Raw genomic sequence first — 24,065 nt, 5'->3', positions numbered from 1 at the left:
TGATTTTTATTCCATTTTTTCATCCTTGACTTTTTCATAGATTTTTTGTGCAACGCTAGTGTAGTTTTCTCTATTGATAAAATACATGATAAATCCCCTCCCCTTATCTAAAAACTATTCTACTCTTTTTATAAAAAACCTTTATTGAAGTTTTAAAACTCAACGCAACCTTGCAATTAGATATGCGGAAATGCATAGATTTTTTGTCATGGTACTGATTTTTCAAAATAGATTGACCCATACATAAATAAAATGTATGTTTATTTTATTAACAGAAAAGTCGAAATTATGAGTATTTATTTGTTTATTCTAACCTAAATTGTTCGTTCATAGAATCATCTTTATTTTTTGGCACAAATATTGCATCTTTTCAAGGGAGAACAAATTCATCTTATAGGAGTGGTTTGTAATGACAAAAAAAGAGATTTTAGTTGCATACGGTGTAGATGTTGATGCAGTAGCTGGATGGCTTGGTTCTTATGGAGGGGAAGATTCACCGGATGATATCTCTCGCGGTCTATTTGCTGGGGAAGTGGGCTCTCCCCGTTTACTTGATTTATTTGAAAAGCATAATTTAAAAACAACCTGGTTTATTCCTGGACACTCTATCGAAACATTTCCAGAGCAGATGAAGGATGTTCATCTCCGCGGGCATGAAATCGGTATTCATGGTTATTCTCATGAAAATCCAATTGCAATGACACGCCAGCAAGAAGAGGCTGTTCTCTTAAAATCTATTAAATTGGTTGAAGATTTAACAGGCAAGAAGCCAACCGGGTATGTTGCACCATGGTGGGAGTTTTCTAATGTAACCAATGAACTTCTCCATAAGCACGGCATAAAATACGATCATAGCTTAATGCACAACGATTTTACCCCTTACTATGTACGGGTTGGCGATAGCTGGACAAAAATTGATTATCGAAAACAGGCAGAAGAGTGGATGAAGCCTTTACAAAGAGGTAAAGAAACCAGCTTAATCGAAATACCTGCAAACTGGTATTTAGACGATCTTCCGCCTATGATGTTTATAAAAAAATCGCCTAACAGCCATGGTTTCGTTAATCCGAGGGATATTGAGCAAATGTGGAAGGATCAGTTTGACTGGGTATATGAAAACATGGACTATGCTATATTCACAATGACCATTCACCCGGATGTCAGCGGCCGTCCGCAAGTGTTAAAAATGCATGATAGATTAATTGAATATATTAACACTCATGAAAATATAAAATGGGCGACATTTGACCAAATTGCTGATGACTTTGCAAAGCGTAATCCATTCAAAGGTGAATTCGAAGAAGTCGCTGTATCGAAGGCCACTGAATAACGGCCATTATCAACGAGTTGTTCTTTTGCATCGTTCTATAAGATAGGAGGAACAGATTTGTGTGTGTTCTTTGCGGAGAGTTTGTGATGCAGGTACATTGGACTGACCAAACGTCAGAAGTATCAAGTGAGATTATTGTTGGTGAGCTGCAACGAGAAAGACAGAGGACTCGTCTTCACCGAACCCGTCTTTGTAATGAAATTCTGCAATTCTACCGCCTAAAATTGGAAGAATGGAACGGCAGTAAATTTATCTTAAGTGATCCTAAGGGCAGTCAAGAAATTGTCCATGATCTTGGAACGCTCTGGCATACTGCTGAAAAATTGCTTGGATATCCAATCGACCCATTGGATCCATACTTGCTCCAACAGCTTCACGAAGAAAAGAGTCGCAATTAAAGGAATGAACATAAATGAGCCAAGCATTCATAATTCCTATTACAGTTGTGACTGGCTGCTTAGGAAGCGGGAAGACGACCTTATTAAGAAAATTATTAACGGAGCCTGAACTTCAACATGCGGCTGTTATTGTAAATGAATTTGGCAAGGTTGGACTTGATCACCATTTGCTAAGGAAAACCGATGAAAAAACAGTTTTACTTAAAGGTGGATGCATCTGCTGCAACAACAGGGAAGATTTAGAAAACGAATTAAAATCACTATTATGCACGGATGAAAATAACCAGACAAGTATTAACCGAGTCATTATTGAAACAACTGGCATGGCCGATCCGGTTCCGATTCTTTTTACGGTCTTAACCAACCCTCTTCTACAGCACCATTTTTATATTGATTGTGTAATTGCTACTGTAGATGCGAAGAATGGATTATTGCACATTAAAAATAATCCTGAGTTAGTGAAGCAAGTGACCGTTGCTGATAGAATTGCTTTAACAAAAACCGATATTGCTTCTCCTTCGGAAGTCATGGAACTGGTTAGTCAATTGAGGAAAATAAACCCTTCCATTGAGATTATTGAAGCGGTTCATGGAAATGCTGATATCGCAATCGTTACAGGAAATTTCAAAAAGGGGTACATAACTCCTTCATTAAAAACCGAATACAGGGAAAATAAAAGCCATTATTCTTCAAACATCAAGTCGATATCTTTTACTTTTAAGAGACCGCTTGATTGGACCGCATTCGGGTTATGGCTGAGTGCATTACTCCATGCAAATGGCGAAAAAATTATGCGGGTAAAAGGACTCTTGGATGTGGGCGAGAAAGGCCCCATTGTTTTAAATGGTGTTCAGCATATCATCCACCCTCCCGACCACCTTCATGAATGGCCTGAAGAAAGCAACCAGTCCCATTTAATTTTTATTCTTAAAGATATCGATCCAAATGCTATTTTTGAGTCGCTAAAGACATTTCAGTATTTCCTTAATTCTGATTTTGAATTATTGGAATTAAACACAGCGTTATAAAAATTATGGTCATTTTATACTTCCCAACTTAGGGAATCACCTTGGTTAAGAAAGAAATATATAAAAATCACTTGAACTAAATGTTAAGCAACCTAAGTTCGTAATACTACCCGAACATAGGTTGCTAATTTGCGATAATTATTTATTGTGGGATTCTCATGCTCCCTACAGTCTATTCGTAAATTTGCTGTATAGCTAAACATGGTATTCCTATGTATACGCTAGATAACTTTTTCCTGCTGCGTCTGCTTTTGTACTTGTTTGTGGACTTTCAGTTCCTTAAACCTGCCTGCTAATATAACACCAGCAATAATTAAGAATTCGAAGCCATATTTAATGATCGCATTTGAAAAATAGTCATGTAAAAAAGGCTCATTAATAATCATCTTTGAAGCTGTCCATGCTAAAATGGCTGAACCAATCGTAATAATAATTGGAAAGCGATCAATCCACTTAAGCATAAGGGTGCTTCCCCACATCACAATAGGTACAGAAATTAATAAGCCGAGAATCACAAGGGCAATATTTCCGTGTGAAGCTCCTGCTACAGCCAGAACATTGTCTAGTCCCATTAAAGCATCGGCGATAATGACTGTACGAATGGCGGACCAGAAATTTTCTCCTGCTTTAACATCTGAGTGATCATTTTCCTCTGCCAGTAATTTATACGCTATTATCACCAATAAAAGCCCGCCGACCAGGTGCAAACCAGGAATCTTTAGTATCCAGACAACCGTTAGCGTCGCTACTATTCTAATAAGAATAGCTCCTACTGATCCCCACAAAATCACTTTCTTTTGCTGGCCTTTTGGCAGATTTCTAGCCGCCAGCCCTATTAGGATCGCATTGTCACCAGCCAACACTAAATCAATAACAATAATAGCTAACAGTGAACTTAAAAATTCCATCTCCATTTATGTGCCTCCCTTATTTTTTTCTTATTAACTTTATACAGTTTGCTGTTTATCTGCTTTGTGTTCCGCTTTTACTTTTTGCATGCGAGTAAAATAGGCTCCAAACAGGAGGATCCCGCCACTGACCAAAAAAATCGCCGAAACACCAGCCATTCTGCCCACCATCCCAAAGAAAAAAGGTGAAATAAACTGGGAGAAGCGGTTAAATGTCAAGCGGATTCCGAGCACCTCTCCCTGTCTTTCAAAGGGACTAATGTTCATCGCATAAACAAGACTCAGCGGCTGGCCCAGACCTAAACCGGCTCCAAGAAAAATGGCAATGATTCCAAAAATAATCGGCCATGAACTCAATTGAAAACACATAAAGGAAATACCACTGAGTACTAAAGTCGCAGTCAACACCTTTCCACGTCCAAACGATTGCACCAATCGGAACTGAACAATGCGAACTATAATCGATGCTGATGCTGTTAAAGACAAAATAATACCAATACCGCTAGCCGTCATCCCTGCCTCTGTTCCCAAGACTGGAAAGTAGGCTACAAATAAATCTTTGGAGTATAAAACTAATCCACTAATAACAAGGGCTTTACGTAAATTAGGATTTTTCAGCATTTTCCAGGAGGAAGATTTCTCTACTAATTTTCCTGCTGCCCCGCCACTTTTCCACGATTCCTTCGGGACTAACAGGCCGATAAGCAATGCCACCCCAATAAAGACTGCAGCTGTCATGAACGTAAAACGAAATCCATAGTGGTCATAGCCGAATCCGGTTACCAATGGACCAATTAACTCACCTATCGATGCGGTAAGACTGAACATTGCTATAAGTTTATCACGGTTTCCCGGCAAATTACCAACTGTTTTTTGTAAAGAAACCAGTGCACAGATTTGGCACAAACCCGTTAATAATTGAGAGAAAAATAGAGTCGCCATGTGAGGGATTAAAATAGGAATTATTATCGCAAGCAGCATTCCTGTGCTTCCTAAAAAACATAGTCGGCGGGCCCCGTATATATCCAGCCATTTTCCTGCCTTGACCGCCAAAAGCATTGGAAAAAAGGCATAAGAGGAAACTAAGAATCCAATGACAGCAACAGATGCTCCTTGCGAATCAGCAAATATCGATACAATCGGCCGGGTTCCCTGTATAGCTATTGAATACAATGTCTGCATGACTAAGAAATAAAAAAGAACCAAGAATACCTCTTCCTTTCACCTCATTTAAAAGGATAAAAGGTAAAGGGCTTCAACTCTTTTGGAGTTGAAGCTTTTTACCTCATTTTACAATGTGTATTCTTCAAAAGTAGAGTTAATAAAAAGGTCTTCAATTTCAAGTTGTTTATGGATCATGCCCTGTTCTAGAGAATAACGTACCGCTGTATCAATTGTTTTACGGTTCTTTTCAATGCCATATGGCCAGAAATCATTCCCCATCAGTTCTTTTGTTTTCTCCACTTCTGAAACCAGCCAAGGTAAAGTCGTTTTACTGGCTGCTGTCTGTGCAAGTCCCTCGTATACCAGGTTTTTTGCTTCTGTAAAGGACTTATATAAGTTGTATGCGACCCAAGGGTGTCTTTCCAAAATTTCGTCCTTAATGACGACCACATGCATAATTGGGAAAATTCCTGTCTTTTTGTAATACTCTTTTTCTACAGATACATAGTCAGGAAACAATCTTCTAACATTGGGTGAACCGTTAAGAAAGCATGATGGTGCCCTTGGAGCAATCAGTGCATCAATTTCCCCACTTTCAATCATTTCATTTAATGTTTGCTTTGCACCAATAGGTCTTATTTTGATTTCTTCAGGAAGTTTTATAGCTACTTTTTCGACTCTTCCAGGGGCTTCTTCTCCGCCGGTATACCAGTTCATTTCATAACTGTCGACCCCATATTCACTTTTTAAAATCCCCCGGATCCATAGGCAAGCAGTTAACTGATATTCGGGGATACCCACCCGTTTACCACGTAAATCCTCAGGCTTTTCGATACCTGAATTGGCATTGATGTAAATTCCTGAGTGACGGAAAAACCTAGAAACGAAGACAGGAATAGCAGTAAAATTATGGGTTCCGCGATCCTTCGCGATTAAATAAGATGATAACGACAATTCAGATACATCAAACTCCTGATGACGCATCATTCTCCAAAATGTCTCCTCCACAGGCATATTCAGCCAGTTTAAATTAATTCCTTTAGGCTGTATTGTTCCGTCGGACAACGGTCTAATCCGGTCATAATCCCAACAAGCGAAAGTAAGGTTTAGCTTCGACATACCATTACTCCTCCATAATATATAATTATTTGCTTACGGTTCTGTGAGACGGTTCTACTGCAACCTGATGAGATAAATAGACTTCCTGTCGCTTCTTTGCAGATTCTAAAACTGCCCGACACACTTCAAGATTAGCCTTTCCCCATCTTCCATCATGAGTCGGGGGATGGCCATGTGCAACAGCATCATAAAGTTCAGCAATCATTATATCCCGACCTGTTTCATGACTGAGTTGCACCTCGTATTTATTATCGTCACCATAAACAAACAACCCATTTGGGGATTGACGAATATCTCCTCTTTCACAGCTTACAACAGTTAAACCAAAAAACGGTTGAGTGGTTACTTCTTTCGAATAGTTTTTAGAATGGCTGCCACCGTAACCCTTTTGGCTTTTCATCGTTGTTTCTGCTTCACCGCTGCCCAATTGCCGGATTGTTTTTCGGGAGCTGCCATATCCTGATGGCTTGATTGAAGGACCTCCTTCACCAATTCCAAATGTTAGTTCAGTTGTATGAAAGTGATCGTAACCATTATAAATGGCGGTGGCCGCAGTTCCATCTTCAAATTCAAGGAAGGCAGCATGGGCGCCTTCTGTTGGACGCGTTTCATCCCAGCGTCCTGTTATGGCACGAACGCTCCGTAGCATTCCGCCTCCAATATAGCGAATAATATCAAACTGGTGGGAACCTTGCCGATAAGTTACACCCCCGCCTAAAGAGGTATCCAGTTCCTCGGGCGTTCGAGGCCGATACATCCAATCATTGAAATACCAATTATTAATGATCCGTACCCGTCCAAGTTTGCCTTCCTCAATGATTTCCCTTATCTTGCGGATTGGGGGCTCGAAACTAAATGAATGGCCAACAATCATATGCACTCCAGCTGATTCCACCTCTTGAATGAGCATATCTGCCTCTTCAACAGAGACCGCAAGTGGCTTTTCAACAATGATATGCTTTTTGTAGGAAGCAGCAATCTTTACATGTTCAACGTGAAGCTCAGTAGGGCTTGCAATGTAAACGGCATCCACATGCTCACTCCGGCACAGGTCATCTACACTTAAATAATAGTTAGCCTGAAAATCAGCTGCAAACTTCTCTAGCCGCTCTTTATTTCTTCCAGCAGCAGCCGTGACCTTTACATGCGGGTGTTTGGAAATGCTCGGCAAAAGAGCACTACCTGCATTGCCTAAGCCGATTATGCCAATTCCCAATTGATGCTTTCTGTTTATTAAGCTAGTCATCTGTTCACCCCTTCTTGATTTATTCTTGTTTTTGTTCCACTATGCGGAATCCGTTTCGTTTGTTGGATAAAAAAATATAACATTCACATTATTATAGTTTCAATATTGAAATTTATTAAAAACTTCTGAAAATAAAATAAGGATAATGAAAAATGCATCAGAAAAGCATGATCCCAATGCATTTTTGATGAATATTATCCTGCTGCTATCTCCATCATCGGATAACGGTTTTTGGCTTCGCTATCGCCCATGGCCTCAGAAATTTTATAGGCGGTATACATCACCAGTTGATGAAGCGGCCGCTCCTCGGAAAGCCGGTGAATGGGTCCTGCGGCGGTTATTCCACCTATTAAATTTCCTTCATGATTAAAGATAGGCGCAGCAACCGCAAATGATCCCTTCACCCTGTCATCCACAGAGGTTACATAACCCTGGGATTGAATTGTTGCCAATTCTTTTACCAAATTGTCCAAATCACCCTCGAATTGATTATTGGACATTGCTTCGCTGAGAATCCTGTGACGTTCCGATTCATCTAGATTGGCAAGCATAACTTTACCCGAAGCACCAATCCATAGTGCATTGCGCTGCCCAACTTTTACAATATTGCGTATTTGTTCCGAACTTTCTACCATTTCGATACAAACACGTTGGCCATCCTCAATAATATTTAGATCTATCGTCTCCGATATTTGATCGCAGAGATCCCTCATAAACGGCAAAGCTGTATCACGTAATGAAATGTTCCCGGCTATTACGGCTCCCAGATTGAACAGCTTAAACCCCAGACTGTACTTTTGTGTTAAATGATCCTGTTTGATATAGCCACATTTCGCCAATGTCGACAACAGGCGATAAACAGTACTCTTAGAAAGCTTCGTCTGGACTGCCAACTCTCCCAGAGTCTGTTGGGGCTTTTCCAAAGAAAAGCATTCCAAAATCATTAAGGCTCGTTCCACTGATTGCACTGTTTGCACTGATTCCCTCATCCCTATCCCCTACTTCGCAACCGTTATGTTTCACTTTATCAGGTTCAAATACAAAGTTTCTTTAATCTTATCATTTTTTCTGAACTTTTCAAATTCCACTATTCAGAGGATTTCGTCAGGCAATGCTATGCATCAATCCAATTCATTAAATGTTTCCAAGCTTACTTACGCTTGGCGAGCATTAATCAATGACGATCCGAATTTTCAAAGAAAGTAATGAATTTTGAAGCCTACAACAAAGACTACATAAATGAATAAAGTGACTGTGGAAGAGTATATGATGGACATTTTCCAGCTCTCTTTGGAAATCCATTTCAAATAGAGGAACATGGAAATTAAGATACCCCATATCATACTGGAAAAATAGATGAGTATCGTGAACAATAACATCCATCCTATAAAAAAATACCTCTTCTTCACATTCTCCTGGGTTTCGACTAATTTCTCCTCCCGAGCAGCACCACTTTCACTGAGTGCGGACGCTTCTCTTTCTATCTGGAGCATGAAAGTTCGCTTTATCGGTATACGCGGCAGTAACATAGTAACCAATTGTATTCCAGAAAAAAACAATAAACAACCGCTGACTATTTTGGGGACAAGTGCTACATCTCCTCTTAATCCTAACGTGGAAACGAAGATAAGGAGGCCAAACAAAAAGATAACAATGGAGAAAACATTGTTCTCGTTTAAACGTGTCATACTACAAAGCCTCCTTTAAGCAGCTTTCTTTGTTTTATCTTTTTCACATAGTGCCAAACAAGGGAAGCAATGATCATTAAACATAAAGTTAGAGCAATCGGCCTCGTAACAAACCCTTGAGGGCCAAAAGTTGCCATTGTCTGATGGTAGGAAGATTCCATCAACTTCCCTAACACCAGTGCAATAATCAAAGCGATTCTTGAAAAACCGTATTTTTCCATCATATAACCGATAACCCCAAACACCAATGCTACAATAATATCCCCAAATTTCCCATCCGTTCCGTATGCACCGACGAAAGAAATGGTTATTATCGCAGGTGCCATTATTGATCCACGAATTTTTGTTACAAAAACAAGCTTAGGGCCTAACAAAAGTCCAAAAATCATTGCGACAAACTTTGCGATTATTGCCGCGGCAATCAAAAAGTAAGTAGTTTGGAGATTATTAGTCAACATTTCAGGGCCTGGTGTAAGTCCATGGATCATGAGCCCGCCAATCAGTACCGCCATTGCTGCTCCTCCAGGTATACCGAAAGCCAGCGTTGGCAACAGATTCCCACCTTCTTTTGAATCATTTGCTGCTTCAACTGCAATTACCCCTTCAATAGCTCCTTTACCGAATTTCTCCTTATTCTTAGACATTTGAACGGCTGTTCCATATGCCATGAAACTGGCTACAGTTCCTCCAACTCCAGGGATCATGCCAAGATAAATACCTATGAAACACGATCGGAGAAACAACCAGAAGTTTTGAAAAACAGACTTAATCCCCTGCCAAGCCCCGCCAGTTTTAACTTTCACCTCGTCCGCGATGGCGGAATTCTGAGTGAATAATGAAAAAGCTTCGGTTATCCCAAACATTCCGATAACAACTGCAAGCAACGGGATTCCATCCCAAAGATAATCGGTTCCGAACGTAAAGCGGTCCGATCCCATAATCGGATCTGTGCCTATATAGGCTAACAGTAAACCTATTAAACCCGACATGATCCCTTTAAACAGGCTTCCCTTCGTGACTACTGCGATAATGGCGAGGCCAAAAATCGCTAACATGAAAAATTCAGGATATGAAAATGCAAGAATAAGTTTACGTGCAACTGGAATCATTAAATCTAACACAACCAAGCCGATCATTCCACCAAGGGCAGAAGCGACCATCGCAGCTGCGATGGCCATGCCTGCCTTCCCTTGTTTAGCGAGCGGAAATCCATCAAAAGCGGTTGCCGCATTTGATGCATCTCCAGGTGTATTAATAAGGATTGAAGTTAGCGAACCGCCAAAATTACTTGATCCGTAAGCGGAAATGAGTAACACGATAGCCTGCTCCGGAGTTAAACTAAATGTAAGCGGGATCAGAAGGGCCATAGCTATACTTCCTCCAAGGCCCGGCAGAATCCCGATGATAAGACCATAAATAACTCCTGCAACCATAAAGAGCATCATTTCAGGTTGCAATACATTTCCTATTTGTGATAGAAAACCCATATTTCCACCTCCAGCAGAACATTGATTCGTCTACTATTCTCCTTTGTCGAATAATTCTTTGACAGTGTCTGTATAATTTGAATAATCTTTTAACAGCTTTTCTACACGTGCATCTGTCGCTTTTGCATCCAGGTAACTCGATGTCCGCTTCATTTTTTTAAGAACTTCCTGGAACTCTGGGTCCTCTACAGATTTTTTTATGGCCTCTTCGAGGATGGAACTTACATCTTCCGGCATATTTGGCGGAGCACCAATCATCTTATAAGTATCGAATATTTCGTTAAATTCAGGCATGCCCAACTCCGATGGAATCGGTACATCCGGAAATTTCGGATTTCGCTCGGTCCCGAACCATATGGCCGGTTTTAAATCACCCGAATCAATATATTTCTGTTGGCTTTCGTAAGATCCAAACAAAATATCCGCGTCTCCCCTGATCACTGACAATACGGCTTCACTTGTCGCTTCATGATTCAACGGCTCCCAATTTACACCCATTTTCGTTAACGTGATCGCACCAACAATCGAGTCATTTGAAGCAAGACCCCGTGTGGAAACTATATATTTCGGCTTCTCTTGCTTCATAATATTTTCAGCCGTATTATCGCCCGTGGCCTGCACAGATCCTACATTGTTATCTACAGCCACGGTCCCAAGCCAGGTCACCTTTCTTAGATCGAAGGAATCTGGACGAGCCAACTGAGTAGGAGCAAGCCCATTAACATCATAGAGCCCAATCGTATAGCCGTCCGGCTTTGCTTTTTGGATATGGTTTGTTGCAATGACACCTCCGGCACCTGGCATGTTGTGCACTGTCACATTTACTTTATTGGGCAGGTGCTTTTCTATAAATGGAGCGATTGCCTGGGCCCATTCATTGAAACCTCCTCCCGGCTTATAACCCACGACCAACTCAATATTTTTTTCTGGATATTTCGTTGCAGAACTTGATTTTGTGTCGTTTGCTGAAGCAGATTTCGTTGTGCTTCCTCCCGACCCGCACCCTCCGACTATCAACCCTAACACGATAATGATCAGCATGGTTGTTAAATAGCTACCCTTCCTCTTCTGCATTTCCATCCTCCTCAAACAAAATATGCAAACGCTTACAGTTTTTTCTTGACAAATAGACCTGCCATTAAAAGCCTTCATCTTCCTCATCGAGCTCCATTGTCGTAATTGTTTTTATTTCAACCAATTCCCACCTGTGTCCGCACGAATGGCACCAACAAAAATATACTGTCTGGTCTGACCTCCAATATTCCAGAATAAAACTGCGAAGATCTTTCATGGAATGCCCACACTGGTTGCAAAAATGAATCATCGAAAAAGGGCTTGCTCCTTCCTCTTCCGAAGGAATGAGGAAGGGTTCTACATATTCACCGGAAGCTCTCATACTATTGCTCATTTTTACTTGACACCCACTTTATCAAACAGTTCGACCACATCATCAATGATTGGGGAGAACCGGGTCTGGAACCGTTTGAATACGCTTTCAAAACCGTCACTGAAATGATGTTTCTTACGCTCCAGTGGGAGCTTAATGATTTCGTTTTCCTCTGGATCACGGATGGTACCAATCGGGTCTTCTCCCCGTCCAACTCTGGCAATTTGCTCCTTAAGCATTTGGCGGTAAAAGATGATCCCTTTGTCAGTTGTCCCTAAACGTTCTGTCATTCTGTCGGCAACAGTTCCCTGGGTAATCCAGCACATGATATCCTGGCCATCTATATAATCAGTCAAGAATTCCCCATTTTCGTCTCTGTACGGAACGTCATATAAAGGAACTTCCTTAAGATGCGGCGGAATCTCTACATCCGGGCCAGGAATATACGCCATATACCATACATGCCATGTGTTATCATCATCGATCGGTACTCTGATTTGGAATTGGTAGGATCCCAATCCACCGCTGCCGACCGCGAGCATGAATGGAAAAACAACAGGATGACCAATCCGCCAATCATCACTATCTTCCGACTGTCCTTCCAGCAGCCTTCTTTTTACTATGCCGTATTCAAAAGCATCAAAGGCAATTTTATTATGCTTTCGCTGAAAGGCTACCTCCTGGGTTTCACCCTTTAAACCTGTAATATAGGCATGGTAATGTCCATGGAGCCATTCAGTATGGACTGGATCCAGTGAGTTCTCCATAATTTGCAGCCAGTTACAAGGAAGCACCGCATTTCCAATCATGCGCACCGCACTATCTACCACAAAACCGTCAAAACGAGGGAGCAACGGGGCAGGCTCAGGTCCGAGATAAGCAAAAATAAGTCCTCCCATTTCTTGCACAGGATACGATTTCGTTTTTATGCGGTTTTTAAAAGTACTTGTTTCCGGCTCATTTGGCTGTTCAAGACATTGCCCCTTTTGATTAAAGCACCATCCATGATACTGGCAGCGCAACCCTTCTTTTTCGGGCATCCCGTAAACCAGCGAGACTTTACGATGTGGACACTTTTCGTCAATCAGTCCGAGATTCCCAGACAGGTCACGGAAGAGGACCAAATCCTCGCATAGAACCCTGACTTTTTTTGTTGCTTTGTCTTTTAGCTCACTCGTGGCCGCTACAGGTATCCAATAGCGACGCAATAGATTTCCCATCGGCGTACCTGGTCCGACCTTTGTTAATACATCGTTTTGCTCCTTACTTAACATACTTTAGCCTCCTGGTAATTTTTTAGATTATTAGATATTAAAGCAGTTCGACATTGTCTTTTGAAAACCATGCCTAGTTTCAAACTAATTTTTTACGGGCCATGACTATGAATCATGCTCGAAAGATATTATTATAGAAGGCCTGCCAGCGCATTTTCTTTCATGGCTTTTTCCTGATAATACGTCCATATTTTTTCAATGATACTCGGTTGCCAGTTTGTCTCTCTTGTACGGACTAAATTCTCTCCATCAAGCACCCGAATATCGGGTCTTATTAACATAGCATCGTATTGTTTTTTAGCATTTTCTTCTAAAAACACCGATTTTGCGAATGCAGCTTTTACACTGTCGCCTACGACAACTGTGCCATGATGTCGGATCTGTACGGTGACCTCCCCCCCGAGGAGTTCAGCTAATTCTGCGCCCATTTCTGCTGTATTGACCAAACTTGATTTTTCGTAAACCGGCACTTTTTCAACAAATGAACCGATGCCAAACACGGGTTGCATCGGAATGTCAGCAATTCCGAGGACTGTTTGATAGTGAGGATGGTTGTGAATGACACTAAACACATCATTCCGCCTTTTAAATATTTCTGTGTGGATGTGATATTCACTCGGTGGCTCCGTATCCCCTTCTAACAAGTTCCCTTCCAAGTCACACATAACGATATCCTCCGCCGTTACCGAAGCACGGCTTGCCTTACGAGAGTTGATATAAAACTGATCCGTACCGGGAATCCGGAAGCTCACATGTCCATTCATATCAAGCAGATCAATATTTTCTAACAAACGCACTGCTGTTGCTACCTGAAGTTTGGAGTCTTTCACAATCACCTTATTCATTTCCTGCCTCCCATAAGAATTTTGATTTAATAATCTGGACAACGAGTAAGCTTTCTCAACAGGCAATTAAAAACGCTTTTTTACCCCCTTTTGATTTTAATAAACTAGAACATCCAAGTACCTTATTACACATTGATGTTGTTCCACCATACGGAACGCATGTTGTATTGTGGTTTCATGTTTTGATTATACTATTCGCACAGTGTTAAAATCAATACTGAATATTTATTATTTTCAGAATTATATCTAGATACTTTTTCCTAACAATGGTGCTTCGTTCAGTACATTTTCAAATTGTTTTTTTTGAATTGGCGCGTTTAAACAGCTTTCCACGAAAGCCATTTCTGAAAAACACGTGGAGAAAACTCTTTTATTCTTGGGCCACAAATCCATTTATCTTTTATTGAACGATCTTTTACTCAATGCTTCTGCTTCAATGAGACAGGTTTCATTATTAAAACGCACGCAGCTACTTTAATGCTGAAAGAAGGATTACAACCTAAAGACGTTCCAAATAATTAGGACCTTCAATGAGTGGATGACTTTGGATACGTAGATCGTATTGGATGCAAATATGAATAGAAGCTGCCCAACAGTTTGAGCAGCCATGAAGTCACACGTATTAAATTTAAAATTGAACATAGACCTGTCCAGGTCACTAGCAATTTTGAAGAGCGTGAAAAAATATCGGGAAGCCATAATCGGTAAGTTTCATTCAGGTTACAAGTTCGCCCTTTCACCTATATAATCCGATATCCATTTAGTATATCCTCTTATTTCTAAAGGTGTATTGTGAATCCATAAAGTGCAACCGTCGGAGTGGGTTGGCCGCGGAGTCGCCAGTCTTGATTCTAGACAATTTCTGTGCCCACAACGTGCACCATAGCATACATAATCCTTGGGAACGTAAAAAACCACGGTTTTATTCACCGTGGTTCTCATTCATTATTCTAATCCAAATTGAGCTTTATTTTGTAGTTTATTTCCCTGGAACATAAAGTTTGCGTTAGCCCCTAATCCGCTCTCACCTTTGTATTCATACATTACGGTATAAAGATCGCTACCCTTCTCACCGGATTCGGATAATATTGTGCCTTCACCACCAATAATTGAGACCACTTCTTCATATGACATACCGTTCTGTACTTCATTAAATTCATCAAGCGTAACAGTAACGTCGGACCTTTCTACAACGCCCATTTGCGCTTTATTTACTAGCTTTCCACCTTGAAACATGAAATTAGCATTTGCGCCTAAACCTCCGTCAGCCTCCCATTCGTACATAACGGTATGGAACTCCGTACCTGCTTCACCTGATTCGGAGATTACTTGACCTTCCCCGCCAATGATGCCGACAACTTCCTCATAGGTCATTCCATTTTGTATTTGATTGAATTTCGCTTCATCAAGAACGCCGGCCTTACTCTCTGGTTGTGGTGCAGTAGCTTCTGCCGCATCTTCCTTCGGTGCCGATTCGTCTTTCTTGACTTCCGTAGACGCTGCGTCAGTTTTTTTCTTGTTGTCGGCCGCTGTTTCTTCTTCGCCACCGTTTGCAGCAATCGATCCGACTACGATCACAACAATTACCCAAAACCACCAACGCTTGTAAAACGGTTTTTTTACCTTTTCCATTCCATAAACCCTCCTGGTAATCTATTAGTAGTCTACATGAAAATAATACCATAAAAATTCCGAAAAAAATCGACATTGTAAAAATCTTGAAGTGACAATTTTGTGTCTGTTTGTGCTTTGTTTTCACGAACAAGAGTGAAATAAAATGAAATAACAACTTTCCTTGGAGCTATTACTTTTGCACACTTGACAGCCAAGAAACGTTCAAACATATCGGAACAATTGATTAGCTTCTAACCATCGGCATCTGTGCCAGCCTATGTCCTTCTCCTGAGAAATGAATTTGGTTGCAAAATAAAAAAACGCCCTTTTTGCTCGTAATTTTAGTACGAAAAAGCCAGCGTTTAAACTAACATACTCCTGTATTTTTTACGAAAAAATACTTTGTGCCCTACTGTCATAATAACCGTATTCATCTTCGAATGAGAATCGGATAAATAACGTAGAGTAGCGCGTTTATTTGGCGGGACTGCGTGGGAATCGAACCCACCTGACCTGGCACGCAGGTCACAAGCGGTTTTGAAGACCGTGGAGGACACCAGTACCCCATTCAGCCCCGTATATTGAGCATTCCAATTATACATGTTAATAACTAGTCTATCAAGCAGGAAAGAGGCTTGACCGGAAAACGGACAATTTTAATGTCCTCAATTGAAAATGTTTGGCATAACACCATGTATTATGTATTAAAATAAATCAAGAGAACAAATCGTCTAAATGATTGTTCCCCTCCTAAATCTATTATATGTCCTCATCTAACCCGTATCCTCTCCCCCACCCGAATCAGATCAGGATTCCTAATATGATTCAACCTTACCAACTCTCCCACCGATGTCCCAAACTGCACTGCAAGTTCACTCAGTGTATCCCCTGCTCTTACCGTATACATCTCTACAACAGGTGTGGCAATTCCATCCGGTTTCTGAGCCAAGTTGAACGATCGTGCAAGTCCATTCACATGTCCCCGTGCTATTCTCTCAATAAATGAAGCTTGTTTTAGGCTGGTTGCATCTGCCTCATTGTCGATAAAACCGTTCTCTGTCAGCAGCGCCGGCATTGCCGATTCCCGCAGCATATGGAGATTGGCTTGTTTTTTGCCGCGGTCACGGAAACCTGTCGCCGATACTACTTCATTATGGATGATATTATGATAGGTCGTTGTCGGGGCACCTGTTCCGGGATAGATATAATCTTCATATCCTGTTCCACCACCAGCGTTCACATGAATCGAGAGCAAAAAATCCGCGCCCCAGTTATTTGCCAATGCTGTCCGTTCAGAAAGAGACAAATTTTGGTCACCGGTGCGACTCATTTTGATCTCTGTATTTTCGTATTCAGACAGAAGAATATCCTGGACTCTTAAGGCAATTTGCAAATTAATCTGTTTCTCTTCAATGTCGTTTGCACTAGCACCAGAATCCCTTCCTCCATGCCCCGGGTCTATAAAAAATTTAACCATATGTTTCATCTCCTTTACTTTATATATATGGATGACTTTTAAATATGGCTTGTTTATCGTGATAATTAGACGATGACAAAAATTACATAAGAGATTTTGAGAATACTGCGGGCGCAAGCCTAGATAAGCTATGAAGAGCAACATTCCCCCGCACGCTGCTCCAATCATTCTCTCCAAAATTGCGGACGTCAGCTAGACACTGTAAAATTTGCGGCTTGTCTATCTGACTTTAAAAACATTATAATAGGATTGAAAGCGTGAGCGGGCAACTGCTTAAAAATAGATTTGCAGGTGAGGATTTATGCTTGATGGTTGGTTCTTATGGTTTATTTTATTTTGGATTTTTATATTGATCGGTTCTTTTGCCATTGGCGGATTTTTTATGTTCCGCAAATTCCTGAAGAAACTGCCGAAGGAAGATGGCAAATCGGATATGGATTGGGAAGAGCATTATGTGAATAAAACGAGGAAGCTCTGGAACGACAGCGAGAAGGAGCTGCTTGAGGATTTGGTAAGTCCGGTCCCGGAATTATTCAGGGATGTGGCCAGGCACAAAATCGCAGGAAAGATCGGCGAGCTGGCACTTAAGGACAATGCCAAACAAATTAGCGAAGAGCTCGTCATCCGCGGCTATATTTTAGCGACACCGAAACGTGACCATAAATTTTTAAGAAAAAAACTGGCTGAAAAACAAATTGATATTACACCATATGACCATCTGTTCCAATAAAAAAACATCAGTCTCGCTGATGTTTTTTTTATTGAAAGCGGACCGGTCTTGGCGGCCCATGCGTTTCCGTATACAGTTTTCTATAGCTTAAATACATTGCCACACGCCATGGCACGATCATTCCAAATGCGAGAATCCAGAACATCCCGCTTAGTTCCCCATAATCGATCGACGCGCTCAGCACCGTTTTTCCGATAATACGGATAATAAGCAAGCCAATCAAAATAAACACAAATGCTTTTGAACGCTGTAAATAAATTTTATTTTTCCGTACTTCAAAACGGGAGGTTTTTATTAGAAGGATTGAAAAGAGCATCCCGACGCTTAACGCTTCTACTATTTCTAAAGGGGTGACCCGAAAAAAAGGAAATAAAAACATCAAGGCTCCGGTGCTCATAAAAATTGGCGGCAGAATAATTTTTCTCGCTGTGACCGGTTTATTTGCAGCCTTTATCCGGACGAACATGACGAGAATTGCCATACCAATCGCTCCAATCGATGAAGCAATGACCATGTTCATAAATTTTCATCCTCACCTAAATTTCATTGTTGTCTGAATCATTATAACTTAAAAGAAGCTTGTCTAAAAGGCATTTTCGCTTGAGGTTGTTTGTGGATACGCTGATTTCGCGATATATTATGATTTTCGTGGATAAATCGTTCCTCCACAGGTTGTTTAAACTTTTAAAAAAGGCTGGCGCAATGGAAGAATGATTCCGATGCTGCCAGCCTTTTATTGCATTTAAACAATCAACTTAACACTCTGTTAACAGCATCTATCACACGGGCTTCATCAAATGGTTTGACTATAAAGTCTTTGGCACCTGCCTCGATCGCTTCGACGATGATTTTCTGCTGACCCATCGATGAACACATAATGACTTTTGCCTGGGGAAATTCATTTTTAATAACCCTTACAGCTTCAAGTCCGCTCATTTCAGGCATTGTTATATCCATTGTGACTAAATCAGGTTGGAATTCACGATATAAACTGACCGCTTCCTTACCGGTTCCGCACTCTCCGACGATTTCGTGGTCTGCCTTGGTTAAAATATGGGACAGGGTCACTCTCATGAATTTTGCATCATCTACAATTAATATTTTTGCCAACTCTGCTTCCTCCTTGATACGCACAACGGATGAAAAGTCTATTGAATTGTTTGCTAAAATCATGAAAAATATATTAATCCGTTTCAAATGAACACTGCTTCAAATATATCGAAACCTGATCTAAATTTCAATTGAAAGAATCCGACAAATTTCGTAGTTCTTATGGAGTCAACGAATTTAGAAGGGATAAATCCAGGAGGACACTGTTCATCAAAAACCAGTAAAGCCGCCAAACAAGCCAGAAAAAATCGCAATAATTTTTGTCATCCAGTTAAAATACAGAACGACACCCATAACGATCATGATGTAGCCGCCGATTTTCATGATCTTAACACTGTTTCGCTTAATCCATTGCATTCTGCCGACAAAAAATGATAATACGAAAAACGGAACAGCAAAACCAAGAATATATGCAATCATATAAATCATTGATGAGGAAGGATTCGTTGAAGACAATGAAAAGACGGCGCCTAAAATTGGGCCTGTACACGGAGTCCATCCGGCAGCAAATGCAACACCGATTAAAGCTGAACCTAAATAACCGGGAGGCCGGTTTTTAAATTCAAATCTTCTTTCCTTCATCAGAAATTCGGGCTTGATGATACCGACAATAATCAAGCCAAACAATACGATAAGAATCGCACCAATTTGGCGGATTAAATCCTGATATTCTTTGAAAATAGTTCCGATTAGTGAGGCACTAAAGCCTAGTGCTATAAAAATACTGGAAAACCCGATGAGAAAGAACAACGTATGAAGCATGCTCCGCTTTTGTAGCTTGGCGGTGTCACTCTTCAAATCCCCAACGGACATTCCGGTTATGTATGAGAGAAAGGCCGGGTACAGTGGCAAACAGCAAGGTGAGATGAAACTTAAAAAACCTGCACCAAGCGCCAGAAAAATATTTACGTCGGTCATAACAACAACTCCGTTTCAATCGATTCGTATTCATTCTAACAAATCTTTTCTTTAAATGATAATGACAAGATGTGAACAATTTTTGAATAGACCCTATCTTTTTTGCTATGTCTGTAACATTGATAACAAAGACGGCAGTTAACAACGAAAGATTTATGGCAGTAAAATCACTTTTTTTCCACGGTAAAAATTGTTAATTAAATTACTTGAAATATCTTGGTTTTTCTTTTGAATTAATGACCTTAATCCGCTATACTGTTAAAAGACTTAAACATTTATTGCTATTATCTTTCATCATTATACATATCTCTCTCACCAATTCTTCCATTTTTCATGAAAGGAGTATCAGCCGTGTCGAAACAAAATTTGCTTTCCCTAATTGAACAAAAGCGTGCTGAACTCATTCAAATCGCGAGCAAAACAGGATTGAATTCGACAGCAGCAATCCGCCACAGCCAGGAGCTTGACCATCTTCTCAATGAGTATAGCCGTTCCTTTATAAAGAAAATGCAAACCTATTAGGTTTTAGAACCATCTCCTTGATTCCACAGTCATTCACCAAGTTCTCAGCTATTCCCAATAAAAAAAGGAGCCGGAATTTTTCATTCCGCCTGCTCCCTTTTTTATTGGTGTCTAGCTGACCACATCCTCGAGGCGCTCCGCTGAACCATTTTGCAATAGATACATTTTGTGGTAAAGGCCGCGCTTTGCGAGGAGTTCTTGATGGGTCCCCTGTTCAACAATTTCCCCCTGGTGCAGGACAAGAATCAATTCAGCATCCTGGATTGTTGAAAGTCTGTGGGCGATCGCAATCGTTGTTCGGCCTTTTCTCATTTTTGAAAGAGCAGTTTGAATCGCTTCTTCTGTTTCTGTATCGATATTGGCCGTCGCCTCGTCGAGAACGAGAATTTTTGGATTGGCAGCAATCGTTCTGGCAAAAGCAAGCAGCTGCCTTTGTCCGCTTGAGAACGTCGCTCCCCTTTCGACCACTTTATGGTCATACTTGTCTTCCAGCTTTTCAATAAATGTATGGGCTTGAACAAATCGGGCCGCTTCGACCACTTCCTCTTCTGGTAGGTCCGCGTTGTGCAAGCGAATATTATCTTTTATCGTTCCATAAAACATAAAAGGATCCTGCAAAACGAGCCCCATCTTATCACGCAGTTCCTCGATTGAAAACGACTTGATTGTTTTTCCATCAATCAGGATTTCGCCTCGTTCAAATTCATAAAACCTCATCAGTAGATTAATGATCGAGCTTTTCCCGCTTCCCGTATGGCCAACAAGTGCAACGGTTTCACCCGGGTTAGCGGTAAAGGAAATATTTTTCAGTACATCCCTCCTGCCATCATATGAAAAACTGACATTTTTAAACTCAATTTTCCCAGCTGATACTTTATGATTTTCAATATCTGCTTGTGCCGGCGCAACTTCCTGTTCATCAAGCAGCTTAAAAACCCTCGACCCGGCAACAATCGCTTGCTGGTATAATGACAGGCGCATCATCATCTGGTTAACAGGCTCAAAGAACCGGTCCAGATAACTGATAAACGCATAGAGGACACCGATTTCTATCGTATTGTTTAACGAAGTAACGCCAAAATAGCTCAATACAAGGATCAGGGCAAAGACATAGACCAAATCAATCGCAGGCCGCAGCAGTAAACCGTCGACCTTGATGTTGCGCATCCCGGACACATAATGTTTCTCATTAATGTCACCAAATTCAGCGCGCAGCCTTTTTTCCTGGCGAAACATTTGAATGATCCCCATTCCCTGCAGTGATTCACTAAGTTTGGCATTTAGCTGGCTGAGCCTTTCGCGCATATCCTGGTAAAAAAGGGAGCTGTATTTCCGGTATGACTTGATGATCATTAAAATGATCGGAAGAATCAATAAACAAAACGCTGCTAATTGGACGTTCAGAATAAACATCGCCACAAAGATTCCAGCGAGCAGAAAAAAGCCCTGAATAAATGTTACTAGTACGGTCACAAACATCTCTTTAATCGCTTCCGTATCATTGGTCACCCGCGAGACAATACTTCCGGCTGGCGTTTTATCAAAGTACTTCAAGCCGAGAGCCTGCACTTTTGAAAAAACATCGATCCGGAGCTGCTGGATAATCTTTAATGCGATTTTTTGAAATGTTAACAGTTGAAAATAGGAAACAAGAACATTGGCAACCTGAATGCCAATATAAGCAGAAGCGAGACCAACAAGGGCACTTCTCATCAAATTTCCCGGTGTTAAATAATCATCAATAAAGATTTTTACTAAAATCGGGCCCAATATATCCCCTACCGTTGTTAAAATAAGCAATCCGAAGGCAAGGCTGATTGTTTTCATATGCGGTTTTGTATAGGAAAGGAGACGGAACAGCACGTGCCTCTGCTCTTTCCCGCTTAGGGTCGTTATTTTCTCCATTCGTTATCCTCCATGCTCGACAAGTTCTTCCAGCTGCTGGCGCAAATACATTTCCTTATACCAGCCTTCTTGGGGCATTAATTCTTCATGGGTGCCTCTCTGGATGATTTGCCCTTCGTCCAAAACAATAATCAGATTGGCATGTTGAATCGCACTGAGCCGGTGCGCAGTAATGATCGTTGTTTTACCGTGCCTGTTTTGTTTTAGAGAGGATAAAATTGCCTCCTCTGTTTTTGCATCGACGGCTGACAGGGAGTCGTCCAGAATCAACACTTCCGGATCCATGAGCAATGCCCTGGCAATTGAAATCCGCTGTTTTTGCCCGCCTGAAAGAGAAACACCCCGCTCACCGACGACTGTTTCATATCCATCAGAAAATTGGAGAATATCTTCATGGATATGAGCCATTTTCGCCGCATTATAAATCTCTTCACGCGGTACATTCGGATTCGTGAATGCAATGTTTTCTGCAACAGTTGCAGAGAATAGAAAATGGTCCTGCGGGACGTAGCCAATTGCTTCACGTAACTTTTCAATCTTAAAGTAGCTTAACAGCTCGCCGCCAAACTTGATATGTCCATCATAGCCTTCAAACTCTCTCGTTAACAACTTTAAAAGGGTGGTTTTGCCGGCGCCGGTTTTCCCAACAATGCCAAGCGTTTCCCCCCTGTTCAGATTGAATTGAATGTCTGAAAGCATTGGTTTAGATTCACCTGGATACTGGAATGAATCAATCGCATATGTGATATTCCCAGAGGGCAGACGATCAACTGCATGTTCATCATCCACAATATCGACCGTTTCACGTAACAGCGCGGCAATGCGGTCATAGGAAGCCCGGCCCCGCTCGACAATATTAAAAAGCCAACCAAAGGCAAGCATCGGCCAAATGAGCAGCCCGAGATATGTCGTAAAAGAAATCAGCTGTCCGATCGTCAGTTCTCCATTAAGGACATATCTTGCCCCAAAGGCAATCGACATGAAAAAGGAGATTCCCACGATAATGCTGATCGTCGGATCGAATAAAGAATCTATTTTCGCCACAGCAATATTTTTTCGCACCACATCTTCAGACTGTTTTCGGAAATCCTCAATATCTTCTTGTTCCTGCCCGAATGTTTTAATCACTTTAATCCCGGATATACTTTCCTGCGTTTTATCATTTAACGAAGAAAAAGCTTCCTGGGCTTTGTGAAATTCCTTGTGTAAAAGGGTTCCGTACCAGCTGGTCAGCATCGCCATTAAAGGCATTGGAATTAGCGCGATAAGCGTAAGTTTCCAGCTGATCGTCGCCGCCATCGCAATAATCACAAAGCCGCCTGTTGCGAGCGAGTCGACAAGTGTCAGCACACCGGCACCGGCTGTCTGTTGCACAGCTTGCAAGTCATTGGTCGCGTGTGCCATCAAGTCCCCTGTTCTGCGCCGCTGGTAAAAGGATTGCGACATATTTGTAAAATGGTGATAAAGCCGATTCCTTAGCAAGCGTGATAGCTTGACAGCCGAACCAAAAATCATTATTCGCCAATAATAACGCAAGATATACATCATCATCGCGGCAACAATTAAGATACCGATCCACTGGAGAAGAATGCGCCCTGATAATGTTCCGTTCTCGATATGATCAACGACGATTCCAATTACCTTGGGTGGCACCAGCTGAAGAAACGCAACGAATAGTAATAGAATAATTCCGGAAATATATGATTTTTTCTCTTCCTTAAAAAACCACATTAAATCATGAAATACTTTCATGGTGCCTCCCCCAGAGCTTGAGTCAAATTATAGGAAACAAAACAAATGTAAAAATAGTTTATCAAATATTCACAAAATAAGGAAGGTAAATGTATTTGGTTGCGGCAACTGCGCAGTTGGTGCTGCTTCGCCTGATTTAATTTGGTTCGAGGCCATAAGAAAA

General features: G+C 41.2%; 23 protein-coding genes and 1 tRNA gene. 5 read left to right on the top strand and 19 right to left on the bottom strand.

Features of this window, described 5'->3' with window-relative positions; all coding sequences use genetic code 11:
- Positions 1-409: 409 nt before the first annotated feature.
- The 3 genes from CVD23_RS07365 (at position 410) to CVD23_RS07355 (ending at position 2,756) form a co-directional block, all read left to right on the top strand.
- Entirely contained in the window at positions 410-1,330 is a 921-nt protein-coding gene (locus tag CVD23_RS07365; RefSeq protein ID WP_101579614.1) for a polysaccharide deacetylase family protein, read from the top strand.
- Positions 1,331-1,416: 86 nt separating this feature from the next.
- Positions 1,417-1,728 carry a hypothetical protein gene (locus CVD23_RS07360; protein ID WP_219619918.1) on the top strand — a complete coding sequence of 104 codons (312 nt, stop codon included), beginning with the start codon at positions 1,417-1,419 and terminating at the stop codon, positions 1,726-1,728.
- Between the two features lie 14 nt (positions 1,729-1,742).
- Positions 1,743-2,756 carry a CobW family GTP-binding protein gene (locus tag CVD23_RS07355; RefSeq protein ID WP_101579616.1) on the top strand — a complete coding sequence of 338 codons (1,014 nt, stop codon included), beginning with the start codon at positions 1,743-1,745 and terminating at the stop codon, positions 2,754-2,756.
- Positions 2,757-2,977: 221 nt separating this feature from the next.
- Here CVD23_RS07355 and CVD23_RS07350 read toward each other — a convergent pair whose 3' ends face one another.
- From CVD23_RS07350 to CVD23_RS07290, 14 genes are all read right to left on the bottom strand, one after another.
- A complete protein-coding gene (locus CVD23_RS07350; protein ID WP_101579617.1) occupies positions 2,978-3,670 on the bottom strand; it encodes a TerC family protein in 693 nt (230 codons plus the stop codon).
- A 33-nt stretch (positions 3,671-3,703) separates the two neighbouring features.
- Complete coding sequence (locus tag CVD23_RS07345) at positions 3,704-4,870, bottom strand: MFS transporter (protein WP_257988107.1); 1,167 nt, start codon at positions 4,868-4,870, stop codon at positions 3,704-3,706.
- Positions 4,871-4,954: 84 nt separating this feature from the next.
- Positions 4,955-5,947, bottom strand: coding sequence for a 4,5-dihydroxyphthalate decarboxylase (locus CVD23_RS07340; protein WP_101665614.1), 993 nt, complete (start codon positions 5,945-5,947; stop codon positions 4,955-4,957).
- 25 nt (positions 5,948-5,972) lie between these two features.
- Entirely contained in the window at positions 5,973-7,193 is a 1,221-nt protein-coding gene (locus tag CVD23_RS07335) for a Gfo/Idh/MocA family protein (RefSeq protein WP_101665613.1), read from the bottom strand.
- Positions 7,194-7,387: 194 nt separating this feature from the next.
- On the bottom strand, positions 7,388-8,182 hold the full coding sequence (locus CVD23_RS07330) for an IclR family transcriptional regulator (RefSeq protein ID WP_101579620.1): 795 nt from the start codon (positions 8,180-8,182) through the stop codon (positions 7,388-7,390).
- 204 nt (positions 8,183-8,386) lie between these two features.
- The gene (locus tag CVD23_RS07325; RefSeq protein WP_101579621.1) at positions 8,387-8,881 is read right to left on the bottom strand and encodes a tripartite tricarboxylate transporter TctB family protein; all 495 of its coding nucleotides are present in this window, start codon (positions 8,879-8,881) and stop codon (positions 8,387-8,389) included.
- Positions 8,878-10,368 (bottom strand): tripartite tricarboxylate transporter permease, encoded by a 1,491-nt coding sequence (locus tag CVD23_RS07320; protein WP_101665612.1) that lies wholly within the window; start codon positions 10,366-10,368, stop codon positions 8,878-8,880. Before CVD23_RS07320 ends, CVD23_RS07325 begins: the two co-directional genes overlap by 4 nt.
- 33 nt (positions 10,369-10,401) lie before the next feature.
- On the bottom strand, positions 10,402-11,442 hold the full coding sequence (locus tag CVD23_RS07315; RefSeq protein WP_180955589.1) for a tripartite tricarboxylate transporter substrate binding protein: 1,041 nt from the start codon (positions 11,440-11,442) through the stop codon (positions 10,402-10,404).
- Positions 11,443-11,506: 64 nt separating this feature from the next.
- Positions 11,507-11,776, bottom strand: coding sequence for a hypothetical protein (locus tag CVD23_RS07310; protein WP_101579623.1), 270 nt, complete (start codon positions 11,774-11,776; stop codon positions 11,507-11,509).
- Between the two features lie 2 nt (positions 11,777-11,778).
- Positions 11,779-13,029: an aromatic ring-hydroxylating dioxygenase subunit alpha gene (locus CVD23_RS07305; protein ID WP_101665610.1), complete on the bottom strand. Its 1,251-nt coding sequence runs from the start codon at positions 13,027-13,029 to the stop codon at positions 11,779-11,781.
- Positions 13,030-13,160: 131 nt separating this feature from the next.
- Positions 13,161-13,874 (bottom strand): class II aldolase/adducin family protein, encoded by a 714-nt coding sequence (locus CVD23_RS07300; RefSeq protein ID WP_101665609.1) that lies wholly within the window; start codon positions 13,872-13,874, stop codon positions 13,161-13,163.
- 945 nt (positions 13,875-14,819) lie between these two features.
- On the bottom strand, positions 14,820-15,506 hold the full coding sequence (locus CVD23_RS07295) for a DUF3862 domain-containing protein (protein ID WP_101579626.1): 687 nt from the start codon (positions 15,504-15,506) through the stop codon (positions 14,820-14,822).
- Between the two features lie 461 nt (positions 15,507-15,967).
- A tRNA-Sec gene (locus CVD23_RS21880) sits at positions 15,968-16,064 on the bottom strand.
- Positions 16,065-16,257: 193 nt separating this feature from the next.
- Positions 16,258-16,965: an N-acetylmuramoyl-L-alanine amidase gene (locus CVD23_RS07290; protein WP_101665608.1), complete on the bottom strand. Its 708-nt coding sequence runs from the start codon at positions 16,963-16,965 to the stop codon at positions 16,258-16,260.
- Positions 16,966-17,266: 301 nt separating this feature from the next.
- On the opposite strand from CVD23_RS07290, the gene CVD23_RS07285 reads away from it, so the two are divergent.
- A complete protein-coding gene (locus CVD23_RS07285) occupies positions 17,267-17,695 on the top strand; it encodes a DUF2621 domain-containing protein (protein ID WP_101578039.1) in 429 nt (142 codons plus the stop codon).
- Between the two features lie 28 nt (positions 17,696-17,723).
- Here the strand turns inward: CVD23_RS07285 and CVD23_RS07280 are convergent, their stop codons facing one another.
- The 3 genes from CVD23_RS07280 to CVD23_RS07270 form a co-directional block, all read right to left on the bottom strand.
- Positions 17,724-18,215 (bottom strand): CcdC family protein, encoded by a 492-nt coding sequence (locus CVD23_RS07280; protein WP_101578038.1) that lies wholly within the window; start codon positions 18,213-18,215, stop codon positions 17,724-17,726.
- A 230-nt stretch (positions 18,216-18,445) separates the two neighbouring features.
- Complete coding sequence (locus CVD23_RS07275) at positions 18,446-18,805, bottom strand: response regulator (RefSeq protein WP_101665607.1); 360 nt, start codon at positions 18,803-18,805, stop codon at positions 18,446-18,448.
- A gap of 210 nt (positions 18,806-19,015) precedes the next feature.
- Positions 19,016-19,723 (bottom strand): cytochrome c biogenesis CcdA family protein, encoded by a 708-nt coding sequence (locus CVD23_RS07270; RefSeq protein WP_101578036.1) that lies wholly within the window; start codon positions 19,721-19,723, stop codon positions 19,016-19,018.
- 333 nt (positions 19,724-20,056) lie between these two features.
- Between CVD23_RS07270 and CVD23_RS07265 the strand changes: the two genes are divergently transcribed.
- A complete protein-coding gene (locus CVD23_RS07265; protein WP_373270875.1) occupies positions 20,057-20,245 on the top strand; it encodes a Spo0E family sporulation regulatory protein-aspartic acid phosphatase in 189 nt (62 codons plus the stop codon).
- 111 nt (positions 20,246-20,356) lie between these two features.
- Here the strand turns inward: CVD23_RS07265 and CVD23_RS07260 are convergent, their stop codons facing one another.
- Together CVD23_RS07260 and CVD23_RS07255 are read right to left on the bottom strand one after the other, a co-directional pair.
- The gene (locus tag CVD23_RS07260; protein ID WP_101665606.1) at positions 20,357-22,150 is read right to left on the bottom strand and encodes an ABC transporter ATP-binding protein; all 1,794 of its coding nucleotides are present in this window, start codon (positions 22,148-22,150) and stop codon (positions 20,357-20,359) included.
- Positions 22,151-22,153: 3 nt separating this feature from the next.
- On the bottom strand, positions 22,154-23,902 hold the full coding sequence (locus CVD23_RS07255; RefSeq protein ID WP_101665605.1) for an ABC transporter transmembrane domain-containing protein: 1,749 nt from the start codon (positions 23,900-23,902) through the stop codon (positions 22,154-22,156).
- Between the last annotated feature and the right edge of the window lie 163 nt (positions 23,903-24,065).

It is taken from the genome of Bacillus sp. V33-4 (assembly GCF_002860225.1).
GTDB classification, from domain to species: domain Bacteria; phylum Bacillota; class Bacilli; order Bacillales; family Cytobacillaceae; genus Bacillus_BJ; species Bacillus_BJ canaveralius.
Note: the sequence above shows the minus strand (reverse complement) of the source record. Positions and strands in the feature narration are given on the sequence as shown.